Origin of the sequence: Lysinibacillus sp. NPDC097195 (genome assembly GCF_044762075.1) — a bacterium.
Classification (GTDB): domain Bacteria; phylum Bacillota; class Bacilli; order Bacillales_A; family Planococcaceae; genus Lysinibacillus.
Window position 1 is genome coordinate 999,934 of sequence record NZ_JBIWDP010000001.1, and the last position, 17,939, is coordinate 1,017,872.

The 17,939-nt window shown below is 38.6% G+C and carries 18 protein-coding genes and 1 riboswitch; of the genes, 16 read left to right on the forward strand and 2 right to left on the reverse strand.

Annotation, left to right across the window (positions count from 1 at the left end; all coding sequences use genetic code 11):
* Window positions 1-55: 55 nt before the first annotated feature.
* From aspA to ACIQXI_RS05260, 16 genes are all read left to right on the forward strand, one after another.
* Window positions 56-1,474 carry an aspartate ammonia-lyase gene (gene aspA / locus ACIQXI_RS05185; protein WP_402922263.1) on the forward strand — a complete coding sequence of 473 codons (1,419 nt, stop codon included), beginning with the start codon at window positions 56-58 and terminating at the stop codon, window positions 1,472-1,474.
* A gap of 192 nt (window positions 1,475-1,666) precedes the next feature.
* A complete protein-coding gene (locus ACIQXI_RS05190) occupies window positions 1,667-2,911 on the forward strand; it encodes a methyl-accepting chemotaxis protein (RefSeq protein ID WP_402922265.1) in 1,245 nt (414 codons plus the stop codon).
* Between the two features lie 464 nt (window positions 2,912-3,375).
* The gene (gene ureA / locus ACIQXI_RS05195; protein ID WP_402922267.1) at window positions 3,376-3,678 is read left to right on the forward strand and encodes an urease subunit gamma; all 303 of its coding nucleotides are present in this window, start codon (window positions 3,376-3,378) and stop codon (window positions 3,676-3,678) included.
* 14 nt (window positions 3,679-3,692) lie between these two features.
* Window positions 3,693-4,061 (forward strand): urease subunit beta, encoded by a 369-nt coding sequence (locus tag ACIQXI_RS05200; protein WP_402922269.1) that lies wholly within the window; start codon window positions 3,693-3,695, stop codon window positions 4,059-4,061.
* Complete coding sequence (ureC, locus tag ACIQXI_RS05205) at window positions 4,058-5,773, forward strand: urease subunit alpha (protein WP_402922271.1); 1,716 nt, start codon at window positions 4,058-4,060, stop codon at window positions 5,771-5,773. Before ACIQXI_RS05200 ends, ureC begins: the two co-directional genes overlap by 4 nt.
* Before the next feature lie 64 nt (window positions 5,774-5,837).
* Window positions 5,838-6,284, forward strand: a complete 447-nt coding sequence (locus tag ACIQXI_RS05210) for an urease accessory protein UreE (protein WP_402922273.1) — start codon at window positions 5,838-5,840, stop codon at window positions 6,282-6,284.
* Window positions 6,226-6,966, forward strand: a complete 741-nt coding sequence (locus tag ACIQXI_RS05215) for an urease accessory protein UreF (RefSeq protein WP_402922275.1) — start codon at window positions 6,226-6,228, stop codon at window positions 6,964-6,966. Before ACIQXI_RS05210 ends, ACIQXI_RS05215 begins: the two co-directional genes overlap by 59 nt.
* 17 nt (window positions 6,967-6,983) lie before the next feature.
* Complete coding sequence (gene ureG, locus ACIQXI_RS05220; protein WP_402922277.1) at window positions 6,984-7,613, forward strand: urease accessory protein UreG; 630 nt, start codon at window positions 6,984-6,986, stop codon at window positions 7,611-7,613.
* Entirely contained in the window at window positions 7,606-8,412 is an 807-nt protein-coding gene (locus ACIQXI_RS05225) for an urease accessory protein UreD (protein WP_402925667.1), read from the forward strand. The genes ureG and ACIQXI_RS05225 overlap by 8 nt, the downstream gene beginning before the upstream one ends.
* Window positions 8,413-8,443: 31 nt before the next feature.
* Window positions 8,444-10,030, forward strand: a complete 1,587-nt coding sequence (locus tag ACIQXI_RS05230) for an ABC transporter substrate-binding protein (protein ID WP_402922278.1) — start codon at window positions 8,444-8,446, stop codon at window positions 10,028-10,030.
* Complete coding sequence (locus ACIQXI_RS05235) at window positions 10,020-10,988, forward strand: ABC transporter permease (protein ID WP_402922280.1); 969 nt, start codon at window positions 10,020-10,022, stop codon at window positions 10,986-10,988. Before ACIQXI_RS05230 ends, ACIQXI_RS05235 begins: the two co-directional genes overlap by 11 nt.
* A complete protein-coding gene (locus ACIQXI_RS05240) occupies window positions 10,985-11,797 on the forward strand; it encodes an ABC transporter permease (protein WP_402922282.1) in 813 nt (270 codons plus the stop codon). Before ACIQXI_RS05235 ends, ACIQXI_RS05240 begins: the two co-directional genes overlap by 4 nt.
* Window positions 11,790-12,539, forward strand: a complete 750-nt coding sequence (locus ACIQXI_RS05245; RefSeq protein WP_402922284.1) for an ATP-binding cassette domain-containing protein — start codon at window positions 11,790-11,792, stop codon at window positions 12,537-12,539. Before ACIQXI_RS05240 ends, ACIQXI_RS05245 begins: the two co-directional genes overlap by 8 nt.
* 11 nt (window positions 12,540-12,550) lie before the next feature.
* Window positions 12,551-13,276: an ABC transporter ATP-binding protein gene (locus ACIQXI_RS05250; protein ID WP_402922286.1), complete on the forward strand. Its 726-nt coding sequence runs from the start codon at window positions 12,551-12,553 to the stop codon at window positions 13,274-13,276.
* Window positions 13,277-13,540: 264 nt separating this feature from the next.
* A complete protein-coding gene (locus ACIQXI_RS05255) occupies window positions 13,541-13,804 on the forward strand; it encodes a hypothetical protein (RefSeq protein ID WP_402922288.1) in 264 nt (87 codons plus the stop codon).
* Window positions 13,805-14,107: 303 nt separating this feature from the next.
* Window positions 14,108-14,291: riboswitch (cobalamin riboswitch) on the forward strand.
* A 271-nt stretch (window positions 14,292-14,562) separates the two neighbouring features.
* Entirely contained in the window at window positions 14,563-15,327 is a 765-nt protein-coding gene (locus ACIQXI_RS05260; RefSeq protein WP_402922290.1) for a hypothetical protein, read from the forward strand.
* Between the two features lie 121 nt (window positions 15,328-15,448).
* On the opposite strand, the gene ACIQXI_RS05265 is transcribed toward ACIQXI_RS05260, so the two are convergent.
* Window positions 15,449-15,919, reverse strand: coding sequence for a hypothetical protein (locus tag ACIQXI_RS05265; protein WP_402922292.1), 471 nt, complete (start codon window positions 15,917-15,919; stop codon window positions 15,449-15,451).
* Between the two features lie 31 nt (window positions 15,920-15,950).
* A complete protein-coding gene (locus tag ACIQXI_RS05270; protein ID WP_402922294.1) occupies window positions 15,951-17,888 on the reverse strand; it encodes a GTP-binding protein in 1,938 nt (645 codons plus the stop codon).
* Window positions 17,889-17,939 lie beyond the last annotated feature (51 nt).

Sequence of the window (17,939 nt, forward strand, 5' to 3'; positions counted from 1 at the left end):
ACGCCATTTATTAGCTACTATCAGTGTGAGTATTACTTCAAAGGAGACGACAATAATGTCCACACAACGTACAGAAAAAGATTTTTTAGGTGAACGAATATTACCAGGAGATGCTTATTACGGGATTCAAACGCTTCGTGCAACAGAAAACTTCCCGATTACAGGCTACACAATTCACCCAGCACTTATTAAAGCAATGGGAATTGTCAAAAAAGCTGCTGCATTAGGTAATATGGAAGTACACCTATTATCAACAGAAATTGGAGGGGCAATTGTCGCGGCTGCTCAAGAAGTCATCGATGGTAAATGGGATGCAGAGTTTATTGTAGACCCGATCCAAGGCGGTGCAGGCACTTCAATCAATATGAATGCAAATGAAGTGATTGCAAACCGAGCTCTAGAAATTTTGGGTAAAGCAAAAGGGGACTATCAAACGATCAGTCCAAACAGTCATGTGAATATGTCACAATCAACAAATGATGCCTTCCCAACAGCTATTCATATCGCTGTTTTAAATTTGATAGATGAACTTCTCGCTACAATGGAACATATGCAAGCTGTATTCCATCAAAAGGCGGAGCAATTTGCACATGTTATTAAAATGGGACGTACGCATTTACAAGATGCAGTGCCAATCCGTTTAGGACAAGAGTTTGAAGCATATTGCCGTGTTATTAACCGTGACATTGTGCGTATTCGTCAAACACGTCCAAACTTATATGATGTAAATATGGGTGCAACTGCTGTTGGTACAGGGTTAAATGCCTTCCCAGATTACATTAAATCAGTAGATGAACATCTTGCTGAAATTTCTGGTTTACCATTAAAAGGTGCGACACATTTAGTAGACGCTACACAAAATACCGATGCGTATACAGAAGTGTCTGGCGCACTAAAAATTTGTATGATTAATATGTCTAAAATTGCGAATGACTTACGTTTAATGGCTTCAGGTCCACGTGCAGGTCTTGGTGAAATCCTTTTACCAGCCCGTCAACCTGGTTCATCGATTATGCCTGGTAAAGTCAATCCGGTTATGCCTGAAGTGCTAAATCAAGTGGCATTCCAAGTAATAGGGAATGACCATACAATTTCTTTAGCATCTGAAGCGGGGCAATTAGAACTAAATGTAATGGAACCTGTTTTAGTCTTCAACTTAATTCAGTCTATTAGCATTATGAATAATGTGTTCAATGCATTTACAGAAAATTGCTTAAAAGATATTGAAGCAAATGAAGAGCGTATGAAAGAATATGTAGAAAAAAGTGTTGGTGTCCTTACTGCAGTGAACCCACATATTGGCTATGAAGTGGCAGCACGACTTGCGCGTGAAGCGATTCTTACAGGACGTTCGATTCGTGAGCTTTGTATTGAAGCAGGCGTTTTAACGAAAGAACAATTAGATTTAATCTTGGATCCATATGAAATGACACACCCAGGTATCGCTGGATCTAGTATGATGAAATTAAAATAATACAGGATGTCAGTACTGTGCATTATGCATTGGCTACTACATCGTCGACCAAAGGCTTTAGGAGTATCTCCTTATAGCCTTTGGTCTTTTTTATTCTTCACATGGAAAAAGGAGGGCATTTTTCTGTGCATATTAGGAGAAATCGACTATACTAATGGTATTATAGTAATATTATAGTTAGGGGAATTTGGTATGACTTTACGAAAAAAAAGTATTCTCGGTTTTTCAGTATTAAATGTAATTATGATTGTTGTCTTAATTATTGATTTAGCCAATATAACGGCATTAGCATGGCTTTCGACCATATTAACAATCATCGGTATTTCCATTACTTTGTCCTATATGTTCTATGTCAAATTTAAAGTAATTCAACCGATTAACCAACTAGCTACAGCTGCACAAGCAATCTCTGTCGGAAATTTTGACTCAGTTGCAATTGTTACCCAAGATAATAGTGAGATAGCCGAGTTAGCGAAAGCTTTTGCAGAGATGAAAGAACAACTTCGTACTATGACGTTTACAATCGCCAATAGCTCGTCTGATTTATCTACTAGTATTGAAGAGCTATCAGCAAGTACAAATGAAATTACGATGGCTGTTGAAGCAGTAGATCAACAAATGGAAAAAACGTCAAAAGGTCTTAAACAAGCTGCACAATCTGCCAATGCGAGTGCCATAGCTGTAAAAGATACGGTGAATGGTATAGCACGAATTACAACCGCAACACAAGGTGTTTACGATCATGCGAAAGAAGCAAATGATATAGCTGGAAACGGTGCAGAAATTTTGCATGTAGCGAAAAAACAAATGGAATTTATCTCATCTTCAACTGATAAGACGAGTGGATTAATGCAACAACTAACGAATAAAATGACAGCTATTAAAGCGATGACAGAGATGATTACAACAATTACTGATCAAACGAATTTACTGGCCTTGAATGCTGCAATTGAAGCCGCACGTGCTGGTGAACATGGTAAGGGCTTTGCAGTAGTGGCGGAGGAAGTACGCCATTTAGCAGAGCAATCTAAACATTCAGCAACTCAAATTGTAGATCTTGTAGTCGGCATTGAAAGTGATACGAAGCAGGTAGCTGTAGCGGTGGAGGAAGACTTGAAAAACGTCCAACAAGGTGTTTATGTTATTGATGAAGCGACAAAATCGTTTGGCAACATCTCACAACATGTTAGTCAAATGACCGATCAACTGGAAGATATTTCGACAACCGTCAATCAATTGTCTGGCAGTGCGAATGAGGTAGCTACATTAGTGACAACAATTGCGGGGGGGATGGACAGATTATCGAATTATACGGAAGCTGTGTTACAATCCATGGATGAGCAAACAGCCTCCATGCAAGCTGTCAATCAAGTTTCACAAGAATTATCGATGCAGGCAGATGACTTGAAAAAAATGACCAATCAATTTCATTTATAAAAATACGCAGATGCAATGTCACAATTTTAATAGGAATATTAGCATATAAAGATGTTTTTTTAAAATAAAATTATAATTTTTTTAATATAATTTTTTCGTAGTTGACGAATTCTAGCATGAATGGCTATTTCGCAAAAGTAATTTATTTTGCGAAATGGCTCTTTTTTTATTTTTCAAGACAAAAATTTGTAAATTTACAGACAAATAAAAATGTTGAATTTTTTAATATAGTTTTTTATAATGGACTAACTGTTACCTCCTCCATCTCACTTCAACCATTGCAATCCGCACTCGCCGGGTCAACATTTCATTTCTATTTCTCTTCGCAAATCCCAGCGAAATCATACTTATTATGAAAAAACTAAATGGCTGTATAACTGAATGATAAGAAAACTGCAAGATCGATTGACAACAAGAATCATTATAGAAAAATAATTCTGAAAATTGGAAAGAGAGAGATTAGATTGAAGCTATCACAAGTAGAACAGGAAAAATTACTCCTCCATGTGGCAGGAGAACTTGCGTTGAAAAGAAAAGCACGTGGATTAAAATTAAATTATCCAGAAGCGGTAGCACTTATTAGTAGTTTTATCATGGAAGGTGCTAGAGACGGAAAAACGGTGGCGCAATTAATGAGTGAGGCGAAACATGTACTAACAGCAGAGGATGTAATGGAAGGTGTCGGTGACATGATTGCTGATGTGCAAGTGGAGTGTACATTCCCAGATGGCACAAAACTTGTTACTGTTCATCGCCCAATTCAGTAAAGGAGGAATTAACTATGATTCCTGGAGAAATCAGACCTAAAAATGATGTGATTGAAATTAATGTAGGCAGGGCAACAAAGATGGTACTAGTTGCCAATACAGGAGACCGTCCGATACAAGTAGGCTCCCATTTTCATTTTATTGAAGTTAACAGATTTCTAGAGTTTAATCGTGAAGATGCTATTGGCATGCATCTTAATATACCTTCAGGTACGGCAGTTCGCTTTGAACCTGGGGAAGAAAAAGAGGTGGAACTTGTTGAGTTCGGCGGCAAACAGCATGTCTTTGGCTTGAACATGCTAACAGAGGGCTCAACACACCATAAGGATGAAATATTGGACAAGGCAATTGAAGGTGGCTTTAAAGGAGCGGAAGAAAAATGAAGATAACACATGAAGCTTACGCAAAAATGTTTGGCCCAACTGTTGGCGATAAAATTCGATTGGCGGACACAGATCTATGGATTGAAATCGAAAAGGATTATACAACATACGGGGATGAAGGCGTATTTGGCGGTGGGAAATCATTGCGCGTATCAATGGGGCAAAACGGCAAGAATACACGCAATGAAGGTGTTCTTGATACAGTTATTACCAATGTCATCATTATTGATTATACAGGCATTGTCAAAGCAGATATCGGCATTAAAGATGGTCGTATTATCGGCATTGGCAAAGCGGGTAATCCTAACAGCATGGACGGAGTCGACCAAGATATGATCATTGGTGTTGGGACAGAAGTATATGCTGGTGAGGGTCTAATCGCAACAGCTGGCGCTATTGATACACATATTCATTTTATTAGTCCAGATCAAGTGGAAACGGCATTATTAGCCGGCACAACAACGTTTATAGGTGGAGGTACAGGACCTGCCGCAGGTTCAAAAGCGACGAGTTTAACGGCTGGTGAATGGCATATCCATCGCATGCTACAAGCAGTAGAAGGTTTCCCTATAAACGTTGGCTTACTCGGGAAAGGAAGTGCATCTGATCCAGAGCCGATTATTGAGCAAGTTCGTGCAGGAGCAATCGGTATGAAAATACATGAAGACTGGGGTGCAACACCTGCAGCGTTAGATCAAAGCCTAACAGTTGCGGATGAATATGATATTCAAGTGGCATTACATTCAGATACATTAAATGAAGCTGGATTTGTAGAAGATACGATAAATGCGATTGATGGTCGTGTCATTCATATTTTCCATACGGAAGGAGCAGGCGGTGGTCATGCACCGGACCAATTAGTGATGGCTTCATTACCAAATATTTTGCCGGCATCTACGAATCCAACTAAACCATTTACGACGAATACCATTGATGAACATTTAGATATGTTAATGGTTTGTCATCATTTAAAGCATGACGTGCCAGAAGATGTAGCATTTGCTGATTCGCGTATTCGTCCTGAAACGATTGCTGCCGAAGATATTATGCAAGATTTGGGTATTTTAAGTATTATGTCTTCCGATTCGCAAGCGATGGGGCGTGTTGGTGAAGTAACAATCCGAACATTCCAAACCGCAGATAAAATGAAAAAACAACGAGGTCCATTACCGCAGGATGAAGGAAAAGAGCACGATAATTACCGTGTTAAGCGCTATATGGCGAAGCTGAATATCAACCCAGCGATTGCACATGGCATAAGTCATGAAGTAGGCTCGTTGGAAGAAGGCAAGCTGGCGGATATCGTCCTGTGGGACCCAGCATTCTTCGGTGTGAAAGCGGAAGTTATTATTAAAAATGGGATGGCAGTTTACGGCATTACAGGTGACCCAAATGCGTCTATTCCTACTCCGCAGCCGATGAAAGGGCGCAAGACTTTCGGGTATTATGGACAAGGTCCTCAGCATTGTGGCATGACATTTTTACCAAGTATTGCTGTCGAAGAAGGTTTGCCAGAAAAATTAGGTTTAAAACGAATGATCGGCACGGTGAAGAATTGTCGAAATATTAGTAAAGCTGATATGAAACTTAATAATGCTACGCCGACAATTGATGTTAATCCAGAAACATATGAAGTGAAAATTGACGGTGAATTAGCTACTTGTGAGCCAGTAGATGTCTTGCCAATGGCACAACGCTATTTCCTATTTTAAACAGTAACAGTAAGTGAGTAAAAGGTACAGAGGAAACAGTATAAATTGATAAAGAGGTGCTTACATGCTAATTGAAAAAATAATCGGCAATATTGCCAATGAAGAAGAACACGCGCACAAAACTACAGAGTGGATTGAGCTGGAATGGGAAGAATTGAGCAAACGAATTCTTCGTACAGAGACAGATAAAGGAACGGATATTGCTTTACGTTTAACAGGCGACGAGCCATTAAAATATGGCGATTTATTATTTGAAGATGATAGTCGTCGCATTGCCATTCGTACCAAATTGGAGCCAGTCATCGTTATTTCACCAAAAGATATGTATGAAATGGGGAAATCGGCATTTGAATTAGGAAATCGTCATACGCCTTGCCTGATTGAACATAACGAAATCATCGTACGAGCAGATCATACGATAAATCCTTTATTAGATGAAATAGGAGTGAAATATGAAACGACAGAACGACGCTTTAAACAACCGTTCAAATACCGCGGACACGCTCACTGATTTTTCGTTATTGCGACTATTACAAATCCATGATTCGGCATTTCCAATTGGCTCTTATACCCATTCATATGGAATGGAAACGTATATTCAGGAAGATGTCATTCGCACGAAAGAACAATTAATTGAGTATTGTCAAGCGTATTTGTTTCACAATTTAGTAAATGGAGATGCATTAATTATTCAAGATGCATTCCATGCAGCACAAGCACGAGATGATGCGCGTCTTAAAGAATTAGATGAACTTTGTGGTGCTATGAAACTAGCAAAAGAGTCGAGAGATGCTAGTGTCAATGTTGGTAAACAATTTATGCGAACGGTGACACCACTTGTGGAGAGCTCGTTTTTAGCACAGTGGCAACAGAAAATCGACAACGAAGAAGTAAAGGGGCATTATGCAGTTTTGTATGCGATTTATTGTGAAGCACTTGGTGTGGATCGGTATCATGCAGTGATGACATTTATGTATGCATCGATTAGCGGTTTAGTGCAAAATGCTGTACGAGCAGTACCATTTGGTCAAAACACAGGTGTGCAAGCGTTAAATGAATTACTTACTTCTATCGAAGCAGCGGCAAAACTAGTCATGACATTAACTGTGGATGACATTGCTAATAATGCGTTAGGCATAGAGTTAGCATCAATGAAACATGAATTTTTATTTTCACGATTATTTATTTCATAGAAAGAGAGTGGATTGCAATGACTCCAATACGAATTGGCATTGGTGGCCCAGTTGGGTCGGGGAAAACATCTTTAGTAGACCAATTAACACGCGCTATGCATGCGCAATATAATGTAGCGGTTATTACAAATGATATATATACAAGAGAGGATGCCCAATTTTTAATTTCTAATGGTGTTTTAGAAGAAGAACGAATTATTGGTGTGGAAACTGGTGGATGTCCGCATACCGCTATTCGTGAAGATGCATCGATGAACTTTTCTGCAATTGATGACTTGAACAAACGCTTTGATGATTTAGATATTATTTTCATCGAAAGTGGTGGAGATAATTTATCTGCAACATTTAGTCCAGAACTTGTGCATGGCTATATTTATGTAATTGACGTGGCAGAGGGTCAGGATATCCCTCGTAAAGGAGGGCCTGCATTGACACGCTCAGATTTATTATTAATTAATAAAACATCACTTGCACCACATGTTGGTGTAGACCTTGAGCTAATGGATCAGGATGTGAAAAAAATGCGTGCTGGCCGTCCATATATTTTTGCAGATGTTCGCTCGCAAACGAATGTTGACAAAGTGGTCGAGTGGATTCAGCATCACATGTTACTTGAGGGTGCCGAAGCAGTTGACGGGAATGCTTAGTCCAGGAAAAGTAAATCATTACGGAAAATTAGAGATGGCATTTGAACCAAGAAGGGGCTATACACGACTTGTTCATGTCTATCAGCAGCCACCATTAAAGGCAAGCCGAGAATTGTATGCAGACAATAAGCCTACTGCTACTGTTTTTATAATGGAATCTTCTGGTGGTATGGTGGCGGGAGATAAAAATGAAATCTCTGTAAAACTTGCGCCAGAAAGCCAAGTTAAATTAAAACAACAATCTGCTCTGAAAATATATCCTTCACACACTGGGGAGCAATGTACGCAAGACATTACAGTGGATATAGCAGAAGGAGCTCGCTTAGAGTGGCTACCTGAAGTGACAATCCCTTTTGAGCGAGCGAAATTTCAGGTAAATACAACGATTCGCATGACAGCAAGCTCAACATTAATTTGGGGCGAAATTATAGCACCCGGTCGAGAAATGCGAGGAGAAATCTTTGATTACCAGTCATTCCAATCCAAATATAAACTATATGTAGAAGAATCGCTCATTGCCTTTGATTCATTTCATTTCAAACCACAGGAAATGAACGTTTCATCCATTGGCGTGTTAGAGAAAGCACTTTATATTGGCTCGCTTTGGATCGTGTCTCCTCGTGTTCAAGAGCTTGATATCAGGAGACTGCAAGAAATGATTCATCAGGAGACATCACTCCAGGCAAGTGTGACCAAATTGACTGATCATGCAATCCATTGTAGATGGCTTTCAAAAGAGCAACGAATACTTCACAAAGAAATTAATCGCATGTTTGAACATGTGGCAACATTACTTTAATGTGCTGTGGTGAAATGAAGGAGATAGTGAATTGAAAAAGTTTTCAATCTTAATGTTATTAATGATACTTAGTCTTGCGGGCTGTAGTAAAGAGTCCAGTCAAGGGGAGGGGAAACAGCCATCCGCTGCTTCCTCTACAAAAGCAAATGAGCTAGTTTATGCATCTGAAACCGAATTTGCGGGTTTAAATCCTATTTTAGAAGAGACAAATTTAGATGCATTACTATTTAGAGGGCTTATGCGCTTTGATGAACATAATACACCGGTCTATGATATTGCTAATAATGTAGAAATCTCAGATGACCTGTTGACGTATACAATTAACATTCGTGATGATGTAACGTTTCATGATGGAAAAGTGTTAACGGTAGACGATGTAATTTTTACAATTGATAGCATTCTTAATGATGACAATGCTTCGTATTTAAAAGCAGATTTTATCCATGTCATAGCAATGAATAAAGTAAATGATACAACGATGACAATTCAATTAGATGAACCATTTACACCATTGCTAGATAAATTAACAGTGCCGATTTTACCGAAGCATGCCTTTGAAGGGCAAGACATGAGAACAGCTACGTTTAACCAAGAGCCTATCGGAGCAGGGCCTTATATGGTTGAAAAATGGGATAAAGGGACGAGCTTAACACTGCAAGCTTATCCATCCTTTTTCGGTACTAAAGCCTCGATTGAAAAAGTAATTTTCAAATTTATTCCAGATAGTAATGTCCGTGCATTACAATTAAAATCAGGCGAGGTAGATATCGCTTTACTTGATCCCAATCAAGTGGAAGAGCTTTCAAAAGTAGAGCAGTTAAAAATGTATGAAGTGGAATCAGCCGATTATCGAGGCGTGTTATTCAATATGAAGTTTCCTCTATGGGAAGATGTCAATGTCCGAAAAGCGATTAGCTATGCCACGGATCGTTCTGGTATCGTCAAAGGCATTTTACATGGCTATGGTACGGAAGCTTATTCGCCATTGCAGAAAAATGATTTTGTCAACGAAAATATTGAACATTATACGTTTGATGTTGCAAAAGCAAATGCCCTTTTAGAAAAATCAGGCTGGCTATTAGCGAAGGATGGCTTCCGCTACAAAGATGGTCAAAAGCTTGGCTTTACAATTACTGCGCCGATAACAGATACAGTACGCGTCAATATGGCGAATTATGTCGCACAAGGCTATCAAGCCGTAGGGGCGGATGTAGAAGTGGCAGCGCTTGATTGGAGCAATATCGTGATTGATGAAGCGGAAGCATTTATGGTTGGTTGGGGCAGCCCGTATGATGCAGACCATCATACTTACAGTTTATTCTATTCTGGTGAATCCAGTAAAACAAGTGCTGGCTACAATTATGGTAGTTACGCTAATGCAAAAGTAGATACTTTGTTAGAGGAAGGACGTACAACCGTTGATCCAGAAAAACGCAAAGAGGTCTATATGGCATTACAAGAGGCGTTAGCAGAAGATCCACCGTTCGCTTATTTTGCTTATGTTGATGCTGTGTATGGCATTAATAAAAATATTAGTGGTGTCAAAGAGCGTATTTTAGGACATCATGGTGCCGGCTTCTTATGGAATGTCGAGGAGTGGAAATGGAATGATCGCTAAGTGGATTGGGAAGCGCGTGATAATGGGGACAATTGTCCTCATTATCGTGAGCTTCCTCTCTTTTTTCATAATGCATGCAGCACCGGGTAATCCTGCGGCAGCTTATTATGGCGGGAATGCGCAAACATTGACGCCCGCTGAACAAGAACGCATTGAAAAAGCGTTTGGCTTAGATAAGCCAGTGCTTCTTCAATACGGCACATGGTTAAGTGAAGCAGCAAAAGGAAATTTGGGCTATTCGGCGAAAGAAGGAAGACCAGTGTTGACGATATTATTAGAACGTTTACCAAATACATTGCAGCTGGTCGCACTGACATTATTTATTGTTACAATTGTCTCTACATGGCTAGGTTTACGGGCAGGGATGAAAGAAGGATCTTTATTGGATCGGGGATTATCGATTTTTAGTATTGCCAGTTCTGCTATTCCACCATTTTGGCTAGGTATTGTCTGTATCATTATATTTTCAGTGCAATTAGGATGGTTTCCTTCATCTGGCATGAATGATGTGCGTGGCAATGGCGGATGGACAGATCGTTTATACCATCTTGTGCTGCCATTAACGGTTCTCGTTATTTCACATGTCGGTATATTCGCACGTTTTTTACAAGACACTGTCAAGGTAGAAAATCGCAGTTATTATGTATTAGTTGCGCGAGCAAATGGTGTGCCAGAACGACAAATTCGACACAGCATCTTACGAAATGCAGTTATACCTTATATCAATTATGTTGGGGTGACGATTCCATCCTTTTTCGGTGGTTCCATCGTAGTCGAATCTTTGTTTGGCTGGTCAGGTTTAGGATCTCTGCTAGTGAAATCCGTAATGGTAAAGGATTTTCCAGTACTCATGGGAGCTATTCTAATAACTGGCATAGTTGTGGTTCTCTGTTTATTTGTCATCGACGTGCTCATGTTTTGTATCAATCCTAGTTTAAGAAGAGGAAAGCTATTATGAGAAAACAACGGAAAATACCAATAGTTTGGATAGCACTCCTTTGCATCATTTTTGGGACAACCCTTTTTTCCTCCTTATTGTCGCCATTTGAGCCCAATGCTATGGATATGAATCATATTTATGAAGCACCCAATCTGACACATTTACTTGGCACAGATCAGTTAGGACGTGATGTATTATCCCGTATTCTTGTTGGGGGTAAAGTGACTCTTTTTATCGCGGTAGTGTCCGTCGTCCTATCAAGTTTCATCGGCATCATTTATGGAGGCATAAGCGGTTATGTTGGTGGTGCAGTGGATGCGATGATGATGCGCGTTTTGGAAGCATTTTTGACGATACCATCCTTAATTATTGTGCTTGCCCTTCAAGCCATTATGCAAGGTAGTGTTTGGCGCATGGCTATGATAATGGGCATAACGGGGTGGTTTGTTACGGCTAGAATTGTGCGCTCTGAGTTTATTCGTCTAAAGGATATGGAATTTGTGCAGATGGCTAAAATGTTTCGTACACCAATGTGGAAAATTTTATTTAGTCATTTATTGCGTAATAGTTTACCTGCCATTTTTGTTGTGACAATTTTTAATTTTGCTGGTGCTATTTTTACGGAAGTATCATTAAGCTTTTTAGGTATTGGGGTGCCACCAGCCATTCCGTCGTGGGGAACGATGTTGTATACAGCACAAAATGATTTACTAGTCGGTGCTTGGTGGATAGGTCTATTTCCTGGGCTGATGATCTTTATAACGATATTATGTGTGCAAGTAATTGGAAGCACTATTAAAAAAGGGGGCGAGCGAGCCCATGTTTAATATCGAAAACTTAACAGTTCGAGTGCATAACAAAAATCTCGTCCGTAATATTTCATTTGCAGTACCTAAAGGTCAGATTACGGCTGTTATTGGTGAAAGTGGCAGTGGGAAAAGCACCACAGTATCGGCTATTCTAGGTATTCTTGCTCCACAAGCTGATGCTACAGGTACGGTACTCTTTGAAGGAAGAAATCTATTAAAGATGTCAAATGATGAAAGGGTACAGTTGCGCTCTAAGCGTTTCTTTACCATTTTGCAGGACGCGAGCAATAGCTTTTCTCCTACACAAAAAATGAAACACCAATTGTATACATTAACTGCGCTTCGTTTAGGCCACAAGAAAGAGCTATTCCTTGCTACTATGACATCGATATTTAAGGATTTAAACTTACCGGAAAGTGTATTCAATTGCTATCCGTTTGAGTTGTCAGGTGGTATGCTGCAACGCTGTATGCTTGCTTGTGCATTGTATATTAAACCAGATGTATTAATTGCAGACGAACCTACATCGGCACTAGATATGTTACATCAACAGGATTTTATGAAACTATTAAAAAATTACCATTCCCAATTAGGGACAACTATCTTGCTAATTACCCATGATTTAGGGGTGGCTGCTTCTATAGCGAATACAATTGTTGTCATGAAAGATGGGGAGGTTGTGGAGAAGGGACAAGTGGAGGAAATTTTTCAGCAACCACAACATCCGTATACGCAACGGCTTGTTGCAAATCATTTTTAGGAGGCGTTTTTGTGCTTCGGCTAGAAAACATAAGTAAAAGCTATCGAGCAGACCATCAAGTGTTAACGAATATCAATCTGAATGTAGCAGCAGGCGAAATCGTTGGTCTTGTTGGTGAAAGCGGAAGTGGCAAAAGTACGTTAGCAAAAGTTATTATGCAGCTTGAATCGGCTGATAAAGGGACAGTGTTTTTTCAAAATCAACAAATTGCCAAAAAACAACGTCATGCGTTTTATAAAGATTGCCAAATCATTTTTCAAAATGCCAGCAATGCCTTAAATCCGATGTGGACGGTAAAAGAGCTATTGCGTGAGCCTTTACAACATCATTCAAAAGTGCCAGACACACATTACGATGAGATGCTTGACATGGTCAAACTATCGAAAGACATTTTATATGCATTACCATCGGAGCTAAGCGGTGGAGAGAAGCAAAGAATCAATTTATTACGTTCTATTTTAGTTGAGCCAAAATTGTTAGTATGTGATGAGATTGTGTCGAGTTTAGATCGCTTGACTCAACGCGAAATTATCGATCTATTACTGAAGTTGAATAAAGAAAAAAATATGGCAATTTTATTTATTTCACATGATTTAAAAGCGGTTTCATATTTATGTCAACGTATTTATGTAATGAAGACTGGGAAAATGGTCGATGAATGTTATAAGGAACAAGATGGTTTTCATTTTTCAGATAGTTATGCTAAAAGGCTCTTTCAAGCGATGAAAATGGCATGATATTTGACGAAATGTAAATTATTACAAATTTATGGATTGGATTTATTAAGAAAAGGGGATGTTATGACGAGGGTTGTCCCTTAATTACATTGAATTTTGTCGTTCTTTGCATAACGTAAGGAAACGACAGCAATATCGACTATGGTGGTCAACGCATTGTTAAACTTGTTAAAAGAGCTGATTATACTGGTATGTTGTTACTTTCTTGAGAATACAATAGACCAGAATGACACGTGAATTAGGATAATAAGAAGGAGTGTAAAATTGTCGATTTTAAATCCTCAATATGCATTTTTAGCAGTTGATTTTAATAATCCTAATTTAACTCAAGTAGCATTAAAAGTTGAAAATAATTCTGATGGGGTAAAACAACAAAATGAACTTGTAGAAAATACAAAAGTAGCTTTAAAAATACTACCAAATAATTTTTATATAAGATTATATGGGACGATAGGATGGCTCATATGGATACCGGTGGATCTTTATTGTGCAGCGGGTTTGGTGGTAGTTAAATTCTTCTCCTATTAAAAAAGATAGTTCATCATCGATCATTTTCATCCTGATTTCGTTGGAGTGCGTTTTAAGCCATATTGATTTCTCAATAAAATGACGTAAATGGAAAGTCGTGCCGAATAAAATCGCACGCCTTTCGTTGTTTCTTGGCATAATTAGAGATAAATAGGAAAAGAAAGTAGCAAAAACGTAGGGTTAATCAAAGTGCATTACTAGATGGGAAATATTGTGTTGTTTGACTTTGGAAATATACTACTTTAAAATTATATTTTAATAGTCTTCAAGGGAAGTAGCGTTGTGCTCGCTTCCTTCACAACTAAATAGCGTGTAGTAATAGGTGTAAATTGCGTGCAATTTACTGAAAAGGGAAGTCGGTGTAAATCCGACACTGTCCCGCAACTGTAAATGTGAGCGACTTTTCGAATACCACTGTCAAAGAACGGGAAGGTGAAAAGGAGCAATGACCATAAGTCAGGAGACCTGCCTGTTACGAGTACACACCAGTAACCTACGAGGAATAGGAGGTGGCATGTTGACAAAACAGAATGTTCTGTTCGTCAAAGTACGTCAAATAACTAAAACCAATGGATGTAAACGGCAATGGTATCGAGCCAGACTACTCCATTCGAAGCAATGTTTGATGTTCTTCGATGACTGACTAAGGTTAAGTACGATAACCATAACACGGATTTCCTCTTACATAGCAGGAAATCCGTATTTTTATGTCATCCGACCAGTTGTTTTGGAAAATATGTACGAAAAGAGGTGCGCGTATGCCAACTATTCATGAATGTACAACACAGGAAAAACACAATGAAGATATGAAAATTTGTAAACAATCACGCATTGAAATGGCTAAAGAACCAAAAACGAGAATGGCTGTTGAATCTCTAGTCGATCAGTTTTTAGCAAACGGTCTCCTTCGTAACGACCGTTTATTTAATGAGATTTTTTATAATAAAGATATAATCTGGATTCGAAATGATATGTATGAAGGTCATCTCTTTGCTAAGGCATGTGTAGCGGACGAGCTGAAAACGAAAAAGAATGGCTTTATGATGTATATGCCCTCAAATCCCATTGTCTATGAAGTAAACGGAGAAGCCTATCATTTAATTACACGAATTGATTCCATTCGCGCTAAACCTAATTTAGAGCGGCTACATTTAGAAGCCAAGCCTATTTTAAGTGCTGCCAGAGTTAATGATTTATTGTGTTCAATGGTTATGCGTTTTTATCAAATCTATCTAGAGGACTTGACACAATTAGTACAAAAAAATGATAAAGTACAGCCATTACTACAATATGTCGAATATGAATACGCCCAATTCGTGAAAAAGGTTAAAGAGTTAAATGACTATCATTACCATTGGCATCCACGAGGCAACGGTCATCAGCTATTCCTTCAATTAATTGAGCAATTACAAATATTAAAAAGTAAACCTGGATCAGTTGTCATCGATTCTTCGACTAATAATGGCTATATTAGGGTGGAATCAGCGAATTCTGTTATGGCAAAAACGGAAAAAGTGCTGTAGCTTTTTCTAAAGGGTAAACTAAAAAACGAATGAAAAATGTTATATTTAAATATCAAAAAAGCAGTCGAATGCATATCGACTGCTTTTTTTATGTTACTCGCAATGGGTACTTTAACTAATTTTATAGTTCAACGCCAATATTTTTAGACTGTACAATGTAATTGTTAGTTGAGTTCCATTGATATTGACCTATAGTAAATTTATTTAGGTCAATTACATCTATCAAATAATGAGGAACAGCACAATGCCAATTGATATTGTCTATCTTCAAAGGGAAATTATCCGCATTTGGGTTAGGTGTATGAATATAGACGGCATCTAAACTAGCATCTTCATCAACTATTTCCAACCATGATTGATATGGTTGATCGAGTGTTTGGAGCTTTCCTAATAAATCTAAATACAACGCGATATGCGCTTTACAATGTTCTCTTCTTATTTTTAAGTCATTATTGCCATATCCATAAAAATCTAAATGTGTGTGCCATAAATCAAACCAACTATCTTTTTCAAAGTCTAAATCATAGCACTCGACATTTGCATTGTGCCACATATTCCGAAAATAACGCTTTTTCCCACGAAACTTTTTCAAGCCATTGTTCCTCCTACTTATCTATCACTGCTTACAAGCAATGCATCGCAGCCTTCGCTTCATTCCAAGGAACGGAGTAACCCTTTCCTTTTGCACAAAAAATACTTGAGGATGTATAGTCAGGATCTGCTTGTTTATTGTATTGCATTTGTGAGATTACTTCATCACTATTATGGCATATATTATAGCCATCAAATTGCAATGATAATGAGCCTTTGCCATTTGTATAAGCGGCAAAGGTAGTACTATAATGCATAAATGTTGAAACAGGTACACGACCAGTTAACATTACTTGATCCTCGGTTAAAATTGGCGCATCAAAAGTGCCGTTAGCTTGCTGGATATCGTTCATCATACGACCGATATAATCATTTGATGCTTTCATTTTGAAGCGGTAATAAGGCTCTAGCAATATATTTTCAGCTTGTTCTAGCCCTTGGCGCAATGCACGGAAAGTGGCTTCGCGAAAATCGCCTCCCTCCGTATGCTTAATATGCGCACGTCCTGTCAAAAGAGTAAAGCATACATCCGTAACGGGGGAGCCTGTTAAAAGACCATGATGGTCACGCTCAAATAGATGTTTTTCAATTAGGCGTTGGTTGCCAACTGATAAATCATCCGCATGACATGCATTGACAAATGTATTGCCTGTACCACGGCTATTGGGTTCCATTAATAAATGGACTTCGGCATAATGCTTTAATGGTTCAAAATGACCATAGCCTGTTACGGTCGAAGCAATTGTTTCCATATATAATATTTTAGGTTCACCAAAAGTAAGGGCAAAAGAAAAGCGATTTTTTAAAACTTCAGTTAATACTTCAAGTTGAATAACACCCATGATATGGACATGGATTTCTTGGAATCTTTCATGCCAAACAACGCGTAAGGAAGGCTCCTCTGCCTCAAGTAAACGGAATACTTGTAAAACTTCTTTTATATGCTGTTGTCCTTCATATTGTACTTTAGCTTGTAACGTAGGCACCAGCTCATACGGTTGAGAGGGTTGTGTAGCACCTAAAATATCGCCGATTTTTGCTAGACTTAGCCCTTTGACGGCAAATATTTCTCCCGCCTGAACTTTTTGTGTTGTTTCAAAACGGTGCCCATTATATAAACGAATTTCTGTTATTTTTTCTGTCACATCACCAAATGTGAAGTCTTGGCGAGTATGTAATGTTCCTTGCAAAGCTTTGATAAAAGTTAAGCGCTGTGTACCATCATGACGAATTTTAAAAACCTCACCTTGAAATGTTGCTTGTTTGTCAAAATGCACTTCTGTAAGAAGAGGAAGCTGTGAAAGAAACTCTTTTATTCCAACATCTTTTAATGCTGCACCAATAAAACATGGAAACGCTTGCTCTTGTTGTATCATCTTTTGCAACTTTGATAAGCACATTTGGCCGTCGATCGTTTCTGTTAAAAAGGCATCAAGAAGTTGTTCATCACGTTCGGCTAACCACTCTGCAATATGCCCATGAACTGAATCATTCGTAAGTGGAGCTTCTATTAGGAGAATATCGCTCGAACATTCTTTATGCAGTTGCTTCATAACAGCATCCACATCTGCACCTTCACGATCCATTTTATTAATAAAGAAAAACGTTGGGACGTGGTATTGGCGCAATAATTGCCAAACCGTTTCAGTATGGCCTTGTACACCCTCAACAGCACTGACGATAATAATGGCGTAGTCCATCACACGAATTGCCCGCTCCATCTCTGGTGAAAAATCGACGTGCCCAGGTGTATCAATTATTGTATATGTATCGTTGCCAATTTGCATCCGGCCTTGTTCAGCAAAGATCGTAATGCCGCGCGCTTGTTCAATCGCATGATTATCTAAAAAAGTATCTTGATGATCCACTCTTCCTCGTGTTTGAATACTATTAGTATGGAATAATAATTGCTCACAAAAGGTAGTCTTGCCTGCATCGACATGTGCGAGTACACCAATCGTTTTATACATAAAATAATCCTCATTTCTATTTTTCCTATAGACTTATTGTAACAGAAAGTA